Source organism: Streptomyces capparidis (genome assembly GCF_054782095.1).
Genome location: NZ_BAAGTD010000006.1, coordinates 71,589 through 85,117, shown reverse-complemented (window position 1 = coordinate 85,117; position 13,529 = coordinate 71,589). Strand labels below are relative to the sequence as shown.

The following is a 13,529-nucleotide window of genomic DNA, read 5'->3' as shown; positions in this document are numbered from 1 at the left end:
CGGGGGCGGGTGAGGGCCGGCCGTCAGGCCCCCGCGTCGCCCGCGTCCCCCGCCACCGCGTCCAGCGCCCGCGACAGCCGCCCCAGCACCCGCAGCGTGTGCTGGAACTCCTCCATGCCCAGCTCGTCGGCGAGCCGCCGGGCCAGCTCGGCGTGCGCGGGGCGGATCCGGTGCACCGCCGCGCGCCCCTCCTCGGTGGGGCGCAGCAGCTTCGCCCTGCGGTGCGCCGGGTTCGGCCGGTACTCGGCGAGCCCCTTGTCGACCAGCAGGTCGGCGACGCGCTGCACGCTCTGCCGGGTGATCCCCATCCGGCGCGCGATGCCCGCGACCGTCAGCGGCTCGCCGAGCACCGCCCCCAGGACCTGCCACCAGGTGGCGGTGAGCCCGACGGGCCTGGCGAGCCGCTCGGACGCCTCCAGGAACTGCCCGTTGAGCCGGAACGAGGTCAGGGCGACCCCGGTGAGCAGCTCTCTCTCGTTCACGCCCGACCCCCGTTCACGCCCGTTCCCCGTTCACGCCCGGCCCCCGCTCACGACTGTCCCGCGGCCGCGAGCGCCTGGTAGCCGCCGGGGTCGGAGTGGGCGAACAGCCGGTACCAGGCGTCGAGCAGCTCGGGCTCGTACAGGTCGAGCCGGGCCAGCACCTCGCGGGCGAAGGCCACCGGCGCGGTGGGGCCCGCCGTGATCAGGTCGCCGTCGGTGACGGCGGGCTCGTCCCGGTAGTGTCCCGCGCCCGCGTAGCCGGTCGCGGCCAGGTACTCGGGGGCGGACGAGGTGTGCGCGCGCCCGTCCAGCAGGCCCTCGCGGGCCAGGCCCGCGGTGGCGCCGCAGATCGCCGCCACCGGCACCCCGGCGTCGAGGAACTCGCGCGCCTTGCGGGCGAACGGCGCGTTGGCGTCCCCGGTGTCCCAGCTCTCCGCGCCCGGCAGGATCAGCATGACGCTGTCCCGCGGCCGCAGCTCCGCCAGCGTGATGTCGGGCAGGACGCGCACCCCGCCCATCGTCGTGACGGGGCCCGGGCCCGCGCCCACGGTCACCACGCGGTGGCGGCCGGGCTCGCGCTGGCCCTCGGGGTGGTTGACCCCCGCGACGGCGTAGCCCGTCTCCCAGTCGGCCAGGGTGTCGTACACGGCCAGGTGGACGGTGCGGACCGCCCCGGTGCCGTGCTCTCTCGTGGTCTGTGCCGTCGTCTCCATACGCAGCATCCTGTCAATTCGACAGCATGCTGTCAATAGGGGAGCGGGTGCCTGACAGAATGCGATGACCGGGCAGGGTGAGGCCGGTGGGACCGCGGCTCCCCGTCCCGGCCTGAGCCGACACCGCAGAGGCAGGCATGACCAGCGCAGACACCGCAGCGGGCCGCCTTCGCGCGACGCCCGCGGACCCCGCGGCGGGCAGGGCCGTCAAGGCCGCCGACCGCGCGCCCCTCCGCCGCTCCCGTACCGCCCGGGACCTCGCCGATCCCCTCGCGGTCGCCGGGGCCGAGGCCGAGGAGGGACCCGCCCCGCTCGCCGCCGACGCGCAGAACCGTCGATGACGGGACACGTCGCGCCCGTCCAGCGCAGCAGCCTGCGCCAGCAGATCGCCGACGCCCTGCGCGACGAGATGCTGACCGGCCGGCTGCCCGCCGGGGACAGGTTCACCGTCAAGGAGATCGCCGAGCTGTACGAGGTGTCGGCCACCCCGGTCCGCGAGGCCCTGGTGGACCTGGCGGCGCAGGGGCTGCTGGAGGTGCAGCACCACCGCGGGTTCATGGTGCGGCGCCTGACGCTGTCCGACTTCGAGGACATCGTCGCCGCCCGGGTGCTGGTCACCCAGGGCGTGTTCCGGCGGGTCATGGGCGAGGCGGACCGGGACTGGCCCGATGCCGTGCTCACCACGGCCAGGCGCCGCGCCGAGGCCGCCACCCGGGCCGTGCTCGCCGGGGAGCTGGACGTGCTGATCGGCTGCGACCTGCGGTTCTGGCGGGAGCTGAACGCGCTCATCGGCAACCGGCACATCGGCGACTTCCTGGACCGGCTGCGGGTCCAGTCGTGGCTGTACACGGTCCCGCTGCTGCGGGGGCAGCGGGACCTGGCGGCGCTGTGGTGGCACGACCACGTGCCGCTGGTGGACGCGCTCTCGGCGGGCGAGCTGAAGCGGGCGCAGGACCTCATCGGGGAGTTCCACAGCGGCTCCCTGGAGCTGATGCGCCGTCTGGAGGGGAGCGGGCCGGGCCGGCAGCCGCGGTGAGGACGACTCGAGCGGCCGGTACCTGGGCAGCAGTAATCTTGGCCGACCCTCCCCGTGCCCGCCCGAACTCCGCCGATGAGGAGCCCACGTGGCCTGTGACCTCTGGCTCGTCCCGCTGGTCGACGTCCTCTGCCACAGCCCCGACAACCCGTTCCACGAGGACCTGGCGCTGTACAACCGGGCGCTGGAGCGCGCGGGCCTGCCGCCCGTGCCCGTCTTCAGCTACATGCCGGGCCTGTCCGGCGAGATCGCGCCGGTCGCCGGGTTCGACTACGACGCGCTGCACTTCCTGCGCCGCGCCTATCTGCTCCAGCTCACCGGGCTCGAGGTGACCCCGGTGGACGGGCACCTGGGCAGCGACTACTCGCAGTTGCTGGAGATGTTCGAGCCCGCGGCTGCCGGCTCCCACCTGGTGTGGCACTACGACCACGCGGGCGCCTACGTCCCCGTGGACTTCCCCGCGCCGCTGGTGGACGACGACCTGCTGGCCTCCGGCGGGCCGCTGGGCTCCGCCCAGGGGCTGCTGCGCGAGCTGGAGGCCATCGCCCCGGCGCTCGGCATCGACCCGCACAACCCCCCGCTGCCGCCGCCGCCCCCGGCGCCCACCGAGCTGGACGAGCCCGCGGCCCCCGCGCCCTACGACGCCAGCCCGTTCGCCCGGGAGCGCCACGTCTGGCTGGGCCTGCACGCCGCGGCCACGAGGAGCCTGGGCCAAGGCTCCATGATCATCTTCTCGTAGGGGAGCCGTGCGGGCGGGCCCCGCCCCACGGGGCAGCGCCCCACGGGGCCCCGCCCGCCCGCGGTGGGCCCGCCCGCTCAGCGCGGCGGCTCCGGCGGCCGCTGCCGCGGCATGCTCGCCCGGCTGCCCGGCAGCAGTTGCGCCCTGGCCGGGGCCGGGCCCACCTCGGGGCGGGTCTCCCACGCCGCCGACGCCTGCGTCTGCAACTGCACCAGCGAGGAGCGGAATTCGAGTATCCACTCGGACGTCTCCGACCGCACCAGCTCCGAGACGTCCTCGCAGAACCGCCGCAGCACGCCCAGGCACCGCTCCGCGGCCTCGCTCGCCGTGCCCTCCGTCGGCCCCAGCACCTCCCGCACGCTCTCCGCCGCCCACTCGAACTGGAACGCCTCCAGCCTGCGCTGCACCGCCTGCGCCGTGCTGACGTCCCGCATCCAGCCCGAGGTCAGCCCGAAGTACCGGTCCGCGCCCACGCACGCCGCCGCGGCCAGCAGCGCCACGAACCCCCACTCGCCGTCCCCGCCCAGGCTCCCGGTCAGCGCCACCAGCGGAAGGCCCGCGCCCACCGCGGCGAACACCACCGCCGCGAGGCGCAGCGCCCGCGCGCCCCGCCGCTTCCACACCCGGTCCCGCAGATACCAGTCCGCCGTGCGCAGCGCCCGCGCCTCCGCCCAGCGGTAGAGACCGTCGAGGCGCTGCGCGGGCTCCCCCCAGTCGCCGACCGGGAACGGCAGCGGCCGCAGGTCGCCGGGGCCGCGGCGGTACTCGCCCGGCCGCCTGCGCAGCGCCCCGAGCCCCCTGCGGTCCTCGTCCCCCTCCTCGTGGGCGCGCTTGCGCCGAGGAGCCTCGTCGGGCTGCATCTCCGGCTGGCTCACCCTGAACTCCCTGTGACTCGACCTCTGACTGACCCCCGGGCCGCACCCGCGCCCCGGCCCCGCCACCGGACCCGGCCCGGCGTCGCGCGTCCCCTTCGTCCACTCCCCTCGCAAAGGCACCTTCTTACCGCCGAACGGCTGACGCCCGTCACCCGCCCCCCGGCGTGTCGGCCCGGCAGACAGCACCGATCCGGTATCAAGGCCATGCCCGAGTCACCCGAAAGAGCGAACGGCGAGCCCGCCGGGGCCACGGGCTACGCTGTGCGGCGTGAAGGTCCTCGTTATCGGCGGCGGCGCCCGCGAACACGCCCTGTGCCGCGCCCTGTCGCTCGACCCCGACGTCACCGCCCTGCACTGCGCCCCCGGGAACGCCGGGATCGGCGAGGTCGCCGCGCTGCACGCGGTGGACGCGCTCGACGGCGCGGCCGTGGCCGGCCTGGCCGCGGAACTCGGCGCCGACCTGGTGGTCGTCGGCCCCGAGGCCCCCCTGGTGGCCGGTGTCGCCGACGCCGTGCGCGAGCGCGGCATCGCCTGCTTCGGCCCCGGCCGCCAGGCCGCCCTCCTGGAGGGCTCCAAGGCGTTCGCCAAGGAGGTCATGGCCGCCGCGGGCGTGCCCACCGCCCGCTCCTACGTGTGCGAGGACGCCGCCGAGGCCGCCGCCGCCCTGGACGCCTTCGGCCCGCCCTACGTGGTCAAGGACGACGGCCTCGCCGCGGGCAAGGGCGTGGTCGTCACCGAGGACCGCGCCGCCGCGCTCGCGCACGCCGCCGCCTGCGAGCGGGTCGTGGTGGAGGAGTACCTGGACGGCCCCGAGGTGTCGCTGTTCGCGGTCACCGACGGCGTCACCGTGCTGCCGCTGACGCCCGCGCAGGACTTCAAGCGCGCCGGGGACGGCGACACCGGCCCGAACACCGGCGGCATGGGCGCCTACTCGCCGCTGCCGTGGGCCGACCCCAAGCTGGTCGACGAGGTGCTCCAGACCGTCCTCCAGCCCACCGTGGACGAGATGCGCCGCCGCGGCACCCCGTTCTCCGGGCTGCTGTACGCCGGGCTGGCGCTCACCTCCCGCGGCATGCGGGTGGTGGAGTTCAACGCGCGGTTCGGCGACCCCGAGACCCAGGTCGTGCTGGCCCGGCTGCGCACCCCCCTGGCCGGGCTGCTGCTGCGGGCCGCCACCGGCCGCCTGGACGAGCAGGAGCCGCTGCGCTGGAGCGACGGCGCCGCGGTCACGGTCGTCCTGGCGTCGCACAACTACCCCGGCACCCCGCGTACCGGGGACCCGATCGAGGGTCTGGACGAGGTCGCGCGCGAGGAGGAGCACGCCTACGTCCTGCACGCGGGCACCCGCAGGAACGAGGCCGGCCGGGTGGTGAGCGCGGGCGGCCGGGTGCTGTCGGTCACCGCGACGGGCCCCACCCTCGCCGAGGCCCGCACCCGCGCCTACCGCGCCCTGGCCCGCATCGGCCTGGCGGGCGGGCACCACAGGACGGACATCGCCCGCGCGGCCGCCGAGGACGCCGGCGCCTGAGCGGGCGGCGCCTCCGGGACGGCGGTGCCCTCGGCGGCCGCGGCGTCCTGGGGCGGCGCCCGCCCGCCGGAGCGGGCACCCCGGCGCCCGGGGCGCCCGCGTTCCCGCAGGCTGGGGGCCCCGTTCGGCGGAGCCGACCATCATCACCGGCCGCCGCCGCCCTCCGCGAGCCGCCCGGCCGGGCCCCGTGTCCGGGTGCCGTCCCGCAGGCCCCCGCAAGCCCCCAGGCAGCGGCGCTGCACCGCCCCGCGGACCGCTGCCGCCCTGACCCGGACGGACCATCCCATCGGGTGAACCGGCGGGTAATGTGCTGACGCCGTCGGCGGGCCGCAACTAGGGTGCCCGGCAAGCTCGTTCAGGAAATGGGTCCCGACCGGAAGGGCCGGAAGGACCGAGCGGACACCGCGCCGCACCGCGCTTCCGATACACAGTGTCAGGGCGTGGTGTCACAGTGGAGTGGACGGCGCGGTCGGTGTCGCGTAGCAATGGACGGCGAGGGCACGGCGCACACAGCGCGCCCGAAGGGCTCGTGGGAGCGTTTCTCGCCGACCGGGTGGGACGCGCGACGCGGAGTGCGCCCCGGGCCCGCTCCATCGTCCGTTGGGGGTGATCAGGGTCATGGCCGGTGTCGAGGCGGCGCGTGCGCGCGCTCTGGCCGTGCTGCGCGTCCGCGGCACGGCGCTCGCGATCGCCCTGCTCCCCTCCGCGTTCGCGGTCGTCCTCCTCGTCGGCGGGGCCACCGGGCGCATCGGCGCCTCCCACGGCGGCAACTGGACGGCGCTGCGCTGGGCGGCCGTGGTGTGCGCCGTGGTGGTGCTGCTGCTCGCGGGCGCCGTGGCCGCCGTACTGGCCAGGGCGCGGCCCGCGCAGTCCCCGGCCGTCCCGGTCGCGGAGGAGGCGGCACCCGAGCTGTACCGGCTGGTCCGCGAGCTCGCCGACCGCCTGCGGGTGCCCGCGCCCTCGGCGATAGCCCTCACCCCGGACTGCGACAGTTGGCTGGAGGTGCCGCCCCCGCCCCGGCGCACCCCGGGCCCGCCCGGCGCGCGCCCCTCCATACGCACCCGCTCGCTCACCGCGCTGCGCACGGCGCTGCGCCCGCCGCCGCCGGCGCCCGTGCTGGTCATCGGCTCCCCGTTCCTGTGGTGGATGCGCGTGGCCGAGCTGCGCGCGCTGCTCGCCCCCGTCGTCGCGGGCACGGGCCCGACGGCCGACGCCGACATCGCCGCGGCCCGCCGGTTCGTCCGCGGCCTGGACGCGGCCGCCGCCATCGGCGCCCCGTCCGCGCGGGGCCGCCCCTGGACGGCACCGCTGCGCCGCCCCTCCCTGGCCCTGCTGCGCGTCATCGCCCGGCTGCTGCTGCGCGCCTGCCGGGGGCACGCCGCGGAGATGGAGCGCGCGGTCGCCGCCTGGGCGTCGGAGCACGCGCAGTCGGTGGACTACGGCCTGCGGATCGTGGCCCAGGAGCAGGTGGGCCTCGCCTACGCGGGGTGGGACCGGCTGCTGACCCGGGTGGCGCTGCCCGCCTGGCGCATCGGCCGCTGGCCGTCCCGGCTGAACGCCGGGGTGGTCTCCGCCCTCACCGAGCTGTCCCGCCGCGACCGGCTCGCCGAGGGCTTCGAGAGCCGGCTCGGCGAGCGCCCGGCCTGCGACCTGCTGGAGGAGCCCGGCGCGGTGGACGAGGCCGCGTCCCTGCTGGCGGCCCGCATCTTCCACGGCGGCCCCGCCCGCCCCGGCCCCACCTGGTCGCCCGTCGCCTGGGACGCCTACCCGCAGCGGGTGGTGGACCGCATCTGGCGCACCGGCGCCGCCCGGCTGCACCGGGTGCTCGACGAGCTGTCCGCGCGGCCCTACGACGCCGGGGCCACGGTCGCCCGGATACTGGACCGCCTGGCCCGCGGCGGGGGAGAGGAGCTGGCCGCCCGCCTGATGGCCGTCCTCGCCCGGGAGGACCGCGCCGGCGCCGCCCCGCCGGACGAGGAGGGCACCTCCGCCCTCGTCTACCACCTCCAGCCCTCGCGCACCGCCCGCGACCTGCTGGTCGAGCATGTGACGGCCATGGTCTGCTGCGCCGCCGTGGACACCGCGGGCGCCCGCCCCGGCCTGGACTGGCTGGACGGGCCCGCGCTGCTGTTCGACGGGGTGCGCCGCGCCGACTTCGTCTGGCCGGTGATCCGCCTGGTGGAGAACGGCGACGCCGGCCCCCTGCGCTCCTGGCTGGCCGACGCCGGGGTGCCGCTGGAGAAGCCCGTCCGCCTGGCCTGAACCACCCGGCGCCCCGGCCACGCGGCCCCGGCTCCTCACCGGCCCCGCTCCCCGTCCGCGCCCCATCCCTCACCCCCGCCCATTCCCTCACCCGCGCCCACCCCGAAACCCGTCGGTTTTCCACAGGCTTGAACTCTGAGTTATCAAATCAACGCCCAGTGTGATGTGCTGTCCCCGATCAGTCGGGTGAGTGGGGAGGGCACCTCGATGGGCACCGCAGGACCGGCACGGCGGGCGGCGGGCACGGGGGGGCGCTGGGGCCGGGCGCGGTCGGCCGTGCCGCCGGCGCGCCGGCCCGCCGTGCCGCGCGAGCTCGCCGAGCTCGGCCCCCTGCCCTGGCTCGACGGGGACGGCCTGCCGGGCGAGCCCGGCCCCGTGGGCCCGTTCCGCGTCGCCGACGACGTCCGCCGGCAGATCAAGGGCTTCGTCTCCCGCAGCGCCGTCGCCCCCGGCGAGACGCTGGACTTCCGCGTCACGGTGGACCCGCCGCAGGAGTTCCGCATCGACGTCTACCGCATGGGCCACTACGGCGGCGCCGGGGCGCGGCACGTCACCGCGGGCCCGTGGCTGCCCGGCATGACGCAGCCGCCGCCGCTCGTCGCCGGGCGCACCGTCTCCTGCCACCACTGGTGGCGGTCCTGGCGGCTGCGGGTCCCGCCCTCCTGGTGCCCCGGCGCCTATGTCGCGGTGCTGACCAGGGCCGACGGCCACCTCAACCACATCCCCTTCACCGTCCGCGAGCTGCCCGCGGCGCCGCGGGAGGAGGCGGTCCCGCGGCCGGCCGAGCTGCTGCTGGTGCTGCCCGACCTGACCTGGCAGGCCCGCAACACCTTCCCGGAGGACGGGCGCACCGGCGCCGCCCTGTGCCGGTCTTGGCCCGAGGCGGCCCGCCCGCCGCAGGACGGCCGCCCGCCGGAGCGGCAGGGCCCGTTCACCGTGTCCTTCGACCGCCCGTACGCCGGGTCCGGCCTGCCGCCGCTGGCCGCCCATGTGTACGACGTGGTCCGCTGGGCCGACCGCTTCGGCTACGAGCTGGCCTACGCCGAGGCCAGGGACCTGCACGCGGGCCTGGTCGATCCGGCCCGCTACCGGGGCGTGGTCTTCCCCGGCCACGACGAGTACTGGACGGTGCCGATGCGCCGCGCCGTGGAGCGGGCCCGGGACCGCGGCACCTCCCTGGTGTTCCTGTCCGCGGGCGCCCTGTACTGGCAGGCCGAGCTGGCCCCCTCCCCGTCGGGGGAGCCGGACAGGCTGCTGAGCTGCCACCGCCGCCGCGGCGACCGGCGCGGCCGGGGCGCGCTGTGGCGGGAGGCGGGCGAGCCGGAGCAACTGCTGCTCGGCATCCAGCACGCGGGCCCGGTGCCCGAGCCCGCCCCGCTGGTGGTGCGCAACGCCGACCACTGGCTGTGGAAGGCCACCGGCGCCGGGGAGGGCGACCTGCTGCCCGGCCTGGTCGGCGGCGAGGCCGACCGCTACTTCCCCCGCACCGGCCTGCCGACGTACACCACCCGCATCCTGCTGGCCCACTCGCCGTACCGCGACGGCCGGGGCACCCGCCGCCACCAGGAGACGTCGCTGTACCGCGCGCCGAGCGGCGCCTTCGTGTTCGCCTCGGGCACCCGCCTGTGGTCCCCCGCCCTGGACCGCCCCGGCCGCGCCGACCCCCGGGTCCAGCGGGCAACCGCCAACCTGCTCGACCGCGTCTGCACGGGCGAGCGGCCGATACGCTGAACAGCGCGAGGCCCCCCGGGGCCCGCCGACCATGCCGGTGAACGCGATGTCCGGTGACCGCGATGTCCGGTGAGAGCGAACCGGTGCCCACGACCGGTGACACAACGAGGAGTAGCCACCCCCATGGCCCGACAGATCCCCTCCAGGGTCGCTGTGACAGGTCTCGTCGCGTCGGCCCTCGTCGCTGTGTCCGTGCTCGCGATCCAGGCCAACGGCGCCACCACGGACGCGTCGCGGGACGGCGGGCAGCCGTCCACGAGCGCCTCCCCGAGCAAGTCCAAGACCCCCAAGTCCCCTGCGCTGCCTGCGAATTCGGGCGAGGGAAAGCGAATAGTCTATTCCCTGAAGCTGAACCGGGTATGGATCGTCAACGCCCGGGAGAAGAGCGTCGCCACCTTCGCGGTGTGGCCCGGATCGGTGGACCCGATCGTGGGACTGCACCGGGTGAGCCGGCTGCTGCCGGACACGGTCGGCACCGACGGCGTCCCGATCGAGCACGTGATCTATTTCAGCGCCGTGGGCAATACCGCGGTGGCCTTTTCGGCGGCGCTCGACGGCTCGTCACCCAAACCGGTGGAGGGAAAGGAGACCGGCGGCGTCCGGATGCGCCGGAGCGACGGCGAGAAGCTATGGGATTTCGCCACGATCGGCACGCCCGTCATCGTGGTCCCCTGATCTTCCCCTCTGACGTCCGGCCAGGTCACAGGCGCTGCCCCGGTCGTCGCGCCAAGTGGGCGCGGCAGGCGCCCGCACCGGCCGAACTGGTGCGCGCCCGCCGCCCTGAGGACGCCCGTCCCCGCGCGGTGGTGGAGAATCGGTAGCGGCCGAGACGAGCGGGGAGGACCCATGTCCGGATTTGTCGAAAAACCCGAACCTGTGCAGGTCCCCGGTCTGGTGCACCTGCACACGGGCAAGGTGCGCGACCTCTACCAGAACGAGGCGGGCGACATCGTCATGGTCGCCTCCGACCGCATGTCCGCGTACGACTGGGTGCTTCCCACGGTCATCCCCGACAAGGGGCGCATCCTCACCCAGTTGTCCCTGTGGTGGTTCGACCAGCTCGCCGACCTGGTCCCGCACCACGTGGTGTCCGCCGAGCCGCCGCCCGGCGCGCCCGCGGAGTGGGCGGGCCGCACCATGGTGTGCCGCCCGCTGAGGATGCTCCCCGTGGAGTGCATCGCCCGCGGCTACCTCACCGGCTCGGGGCTCGCCGAGTACCTGGAGCACCGCACCGTGTGCGGCCTCGCGCTCCCCGAGGGCCTGGCCGACGGCTCGGAGCTGCCCGCGCCGATCTTCACCCCCACCACCAAGGCCGAGGTGGGGGAGCACGACGAGGCCGTCTCCTACGAGGAGGTGGCCCGCCGGGTCGGCGCGGAGACCGCGGCGCAGTTGCGCCAGGCCAGCCTCGCCGTCTACGGGCGGGGCCGGGACCTGGCCCGGGACCGGGGCATCATCCTGGCCGACACCAAGTTCGAGTTCGGCGTCCTGCCCGGCAAGGAGGACGAGCTGGTCCTCGCGGACGAGGTGCTCACCCCCGACTCGTCCCGCTTCTGGCCCGCCGAGGAGTGGCGTCCGGGCCGGTCGCAGCCGTCGTTCGACAAGCAGATCGTGCGCGACTGGCTGACCTCGCCCGCGTCCGGCTGGGACCGCGCCGCCGACCAGCCGCCGCCCCCGCTGCCCGACGAGGTCGTCGAGCGCACCAGGGCCAGGTACGCCGAGGTGTACGAGCGCCTGACCGGCACCACCTGGTCCTGAGCGCGGCACCCGCCGCCCCGGTCCGCACCGCGGGCCGGCCCCTCCCGAACCGGCGAGGGGCCAGCCCGCGGCCGCACATGGCGTTCGTCACACCGGAGGCCCCGACGGTTCCACGAGCAACAGAAAGCCCCGCCGTGCTCATCGCACGACAGGGCTTGTCCGATCTTCCTTGGAGCGGACGACGGGATTCGAACCCGCGACCCTCACCTTGGCAAGGTGATGCTCTACCAACTGAGCCACGTCCGCATGGTCGCCTCGATCGGCATCCTCTCGGCGCCGCTCGCTGCGAGGACTACTCTACCGGATCCCGGAGAGTGGTCCAGGCACTTGCCGGGCCGCAGGGGCCGCGGTGAGTGCGTGGAGCGGGTGACAGGAATCGCACACTGCGCCTCCCTCTTGGAAAGAGGGCGCTCTGCTACTGAGCTACACCCGCAGGACCCCGGTCCACCGGGCCTTGCGGCCCGGCTTCCCGGAGCGTTGTCCTACAGAGCGGGTGACAGGGATCGCACACTGCGCCTCCCCCTTGGAAAGGGGGCGCTCTACTACTGAGCTACACCCGCGGGACCCCGGTTCACCTGGCCTTTCGGCCCGGCTCCCCGGCGCGTGGTTGAACCATAGCGGATCACCCGGGGAGCCTGTCCAATCGACCAAGTCCGGCCCGCGCCCGAGGGGTTGGCCGGGCGCGCGGACGGCGCCCGCGCCCGGCGCCCCGCGGCGGTCAGCCGGCCTCGGCGAACGCCTCGTAGACCTTCTTGGGGATGCGCCCGCGCGGCGGCACGTCCATCCCGCGGGACCGGGCCCAGGCGCGCACGGCCGCGGGGTCGGGGGCGACGGCGGTGGTGCGGAACGCCTTGCCCGAGCGGCTGCGCCGCCGCCCGGCGTCGACGAACGGGGCGAGGGCCTGGCGCAGCTTGTCCGCGTTGGCAGCCGACAGGTCGATCTCGTAGGTCTTCCCGTCGAGGCCGAACGACACGGTTTCGTCCGCTTCTCCGCCGTCGATGTCGTCGAAGAGGGTGACCACTACGCGCTGAGCCATGGGATGTCGGTCCTTTTCTGCCTTGTCAATGCCGAAACCACCCGAAAGGCCACCGGTACGCGCGGTGACGAGGTTTGCCGTCGAGTGACCGGCCGTCGTCGGTTCCTGCGTTTTCCATTGTCCAGCACGGACATATACCGGCGCATTTCGCGGCCGGCCTTGTCTCATCAAGGCCAAACATTACTTTTATCCGGCCGTTTTCTACAGAGGGTGGCACCGGCCCGGGCACGGTGATGCCCAACCGTGATCAACCGGAGTGGCGGAGGGAAGTGCGCCCGGCCCGCCGCGCGCCCTCGGCCGGGGGCCGCCGAGAGCCCGCCCAGCGCCCGAAGGCCCCCGGGACCCGCCCGGTACGCTGGGGACACCTGCTTCACGCACCACACCACCGGGAGTGCCAGTGGCACGCGTCGTCGTCGACGTCATGCTCAAGCCGGAGATTCTCGACCCCCAGGGCCAGGCGGTGCAGCGCGCGCTGCCGCGCCTGGGCTTCGAAGGAATCTCCAGTGTCCGCCAGGGGAAGCGTTTCGAACTCGAGGTGGAGGGCCCGGTCGATGACGCGGCTCTCGCCCGTATCCGCGAGATGGCGGAGACCTTCCTCGCCAACACCGTGATCGAGGACTTCGCCGTGAGGGTCCAGTCGTGACCGCGCGTATCGGAGTGGTCACCTTTCCCGGTTCGCTCGACGACCGGGACGCGCAGCGCGCCATCCGGCTCGCGGGCGCGGAGCCGGTCGCCCTGTGGCACCGGGACAAGGACCTGCACCAGGTCGACGGCGTGGTGCTGCCCGGCGGCTTCTCCTACGGGGACTACCTGCGGGCGGGCGCCATCGCCCGGTTCTCCCCGGTCATGGAGACCATCGTCGCCGGGGCCAGGGAGGGCCTGCCGGTCCTCGGCGTCTGCAACGGCTTCCAGGTGCTGTGCGAGTCCCACCTGCTGCCCGGCGCGCTGACCCGCAACGACCACCTGCACTTCGTCTGCCGCGACCAGCGGCTGCGCATCGAGAGCACCGACACCGCCTGGACCTGCGACTACAGCGAGGGCCAGGAGATCGTCGTCCCGCTGAAGAACGGCGAGGGCGGCTATGTCGCCGACGAGCGCACCCTGGACATGCTGGAGTCCGAGGGCCGCGTCGTCGCCCGCTACCTCGAGGTCAACCCCAACGGGTCGCGCCGCGACATCGCCGGCATCAGCAACGAGGCCGGGAACGTGGTCGGCCTCATGCCGCACCCCGAGCACGCCGTCGAGCCGCTGACCGGCCCGACCACGGACGGCCTCGGCTTCTTCACCTCGATCCTGAAGCGCCTGGTGAACGCATGACCCTCGACGCCGGAACGGCGAGTGATCGACTGAGCCCCCCGCAGAGCCGCACCAC

At 75.2% G+C, this 13,529-nt stretch carries 13 protein-coding genes, 3 tRNA genes and 1 pseudogene; 10 read left to right on the top strand and 7 right to left on the bottom strand.

Annotated elements, in window-relative coordinates:
• Positions 1–23: 23 nt before the first annotated feature.
• Positions 24–482 carry a MarR family winged helix-turn-helix transcriptional regulator gene (locus tag ACYVO2_RS07505; RefSeq protein WP_461006817.1) on the bottom strand — a complete coding sequence of 153 codons (459 nt, stop codon included), beginning with the start codon at positions 480–482 and terminating at the stop codon, positions 24–26.
• Positions 483–529: 47 nt separating this feature from the next.
• Positions 530–1,195, bottom strand: a complete 666-nt coding sequence (locus ACYVO2_RS07500) for a DJ-1/PfpI family protein (protein ID WP_461006816.1) — start codon at positions 1,193–1,195, stop codon at positions 530–532.
• Between the two features lie 137 nt (positions 1,196–1,332).
• On the opposite strand from ACYVO2_RS07500, the pseudogene ACYVO2_RS07495 reads away from it, so the two are divergent.
• The 3 genes and pseudogenes from ACYVO2_RS07495 to ACYVO2_RS07485 form a co-directional block, all read left to right on the top strand.
• Positions 1,333–1,485: pseudogene (locus tag ACYVO2_RS07495) on the top strand (aspartate aminotransferase family protein); the annotation flags it as partial.
• A gap of 47 nt (positions 1,486–1,532) precedes the next feature.
• Entirely contained in the window at positions 1,533–2,231 is a 699-nt protein-coding gene (locus ACYVO2_RS07490) for a GntR family transcriptional regulator (protein ID WP_461006815.1), read from the top strand.
• 88 nt (positions 2,232–2,319) lie between these two features.
• Positions 2,320–2,970: a hypothetical protein gene (locus tag ACYVO2_RS07485; protein ID WP_461006814.1), complete on the top strand. Its 651-nt coding sequence runs from the start codon at positions 2,320–2,322 to the stop codon at positions 2,968–2,970.
• A 77-nt stretch (positions 2,971–3,047) separates the two neighbouring features.
• On the opposite strand, the gene ACYVO2_RS07480 is transcribed toward ACYVO2_RS07485, so the two are convergent.
• Positions 3,048–3,845, bottom strand: coding sequence for an SLATT domain-containing protein (locus ACYVO2_RS07480; RefSeq protein WP_461006813.1), 798 nt, complete (start codon positions 3,843–3,845; stop codon positions 3,048–3,050).
• A 268-nt stretch (positions 3,846–4,113) separates the two neighbouring features.
• On the opposite strand from ACYVO2_RS07480, the gene purD reads away from it, so the two are divergent.
• The 5 genes from purD to ACYVO2_RS07455 all read left to right on the top strand — a co-directional run bounded on the left by purD (position 4,114) and on the right by ACYVO2_RS07455 (position 11,121).
• Positions 4,114–5,373, top strand: a complete 1,260-nt coding sequence (gene purD / locus ACYVO2_RS07475) for a phosphoribosylamine--glycine ligase (RefSeq protein WP_461006812.1) — start codon at positions 4,114–4,116, stop codon at positions 5,371–5,373.
• Between the two features lie 618 nt (positions 5,374–5,991).
• Positions 5,992–7,635 carry a hypothetical protein gene (locus tag ACYVO2_RS07470; RefSeq protein ID WP_461006811.1) on the top strand — a complete coding sequence of 548 codons (1,644 nt, stop codon included), beginning with the start codon at positions 5,992–5,994 and terminating at the stop codon, positions 7,633–7,635.
• A 207-nt stretch (positions 7,636–7,842) separates the two neighbouring features.
• Positions 7,843–9,366 carry a N,N-dimethylformamidase beta subunit family domain-containing protein gene (locus ACYVO2_RS07465; protein ID WP_461006810.1) on the top strand — a complete coding sequence of 508 codons (1,524 nt, stop codon included), beginning with the start codon at positions 7,843–7,845 and terminating at the stop codon, positions 9,364–9,366.
• 123 nt (positions 9,367–9,489) lie between these two features.
• Positions 9,490–10,041 (top strand): L,D-transpeptidase, encoded by a 552-nt coding sequence (locus ACYVO2_RS07460; protein ID WP_461006809.1) that lies wholly within the window; start codon positions 9,490–9,492, stop codon positions 10,039–10,041.
• Positions 10,042–10,212: 171 nt separating this feature from the next.
• Entirely contained in the window at positions 10,213–11,121 is a 909-nt protein-coding gene (locus ACYVO2_RS07455; RefSeq protein ID WP_461006808.1) for a phosphoribosylaminoimidazolesuccinocarboxamide synthase, read from the top strand.
• Positions 11,122–11,291: 170 nt separating this feature from the next.
• Here ACYVO2_RS07455 and ACYVO2_RS07450 read toward each other — a convergent pair.
• From ACYVO2_RS07450 to ACYVO2_RS07435, 4 genes are all read right to left on the bottom strand, one after another.
• Positions 11,292–11,367 (bottom strand) — tRNA-Gly (locus ACYVO2_RS07450).
• A 112-nt stretch (positions 11,368–11,479) separates the two neighbouring features.
• Positions 11,480–11,554 (bottom strand) — tRNA-Gly (locus tag ACYVO2_RS07445).
• A 55-nt stretch (positions 11,555–11,609) separates the two neighbouring features.
• Positions 11,610–11,681, bottom strand: a tRNA-Gly gene (locus ACYVO2_RS07440).
• 158 nt (positions 11,682–11,839) lie between these two features.
• A complete protein-coding gene (locus ACYVO2_RS07435) occupies positions 11,840–12,157 on the bottom strand; it encodes a histone-like nucleoid-structuring protein Lsr2 (RefSeq protein ID WP_461006807.1) in 318 nt (105 codons plus the stop codon).
• Positions 12,158–12,548: 391 nt separating this feature from the next.
• Here ACYVO2_RS07435 and purS point away from each other — a divergent pair, with 391 nt between their 5' ends.
• Positions 12,549–12,800: a phosphoribosylformylglycinamidine synthase subunit PurS gene (gene purS, locus ACYVO2_RS07430; protein ID WP_461006806.1), complete on the top strand. Its 252-nt coding sequence runs from the start codon at positions 12,549–12,551 to the stop codon at positions 12,798–12,800.
• The gene (gene purQ / locus ACYVO2_RS07425; RefSeq protein ID WP_461006805.1) at positions 12,797–13,474 is read left to right on the top strand and encodes a phosphoribosylformylglycinamidine synthase subunit PurQ; all 678 of its coding nucleotides are present in this window, start codon (positions 12,797–12,799) and stop codon (positions 13,472–13,474) included. The genes purS and purQ overlap by 4 nt, the downstream gene beginning before the upstream one ends.
• The last annotated feature ends 55 nt before the right edge of the window (positions 13,475–13,529 follow it).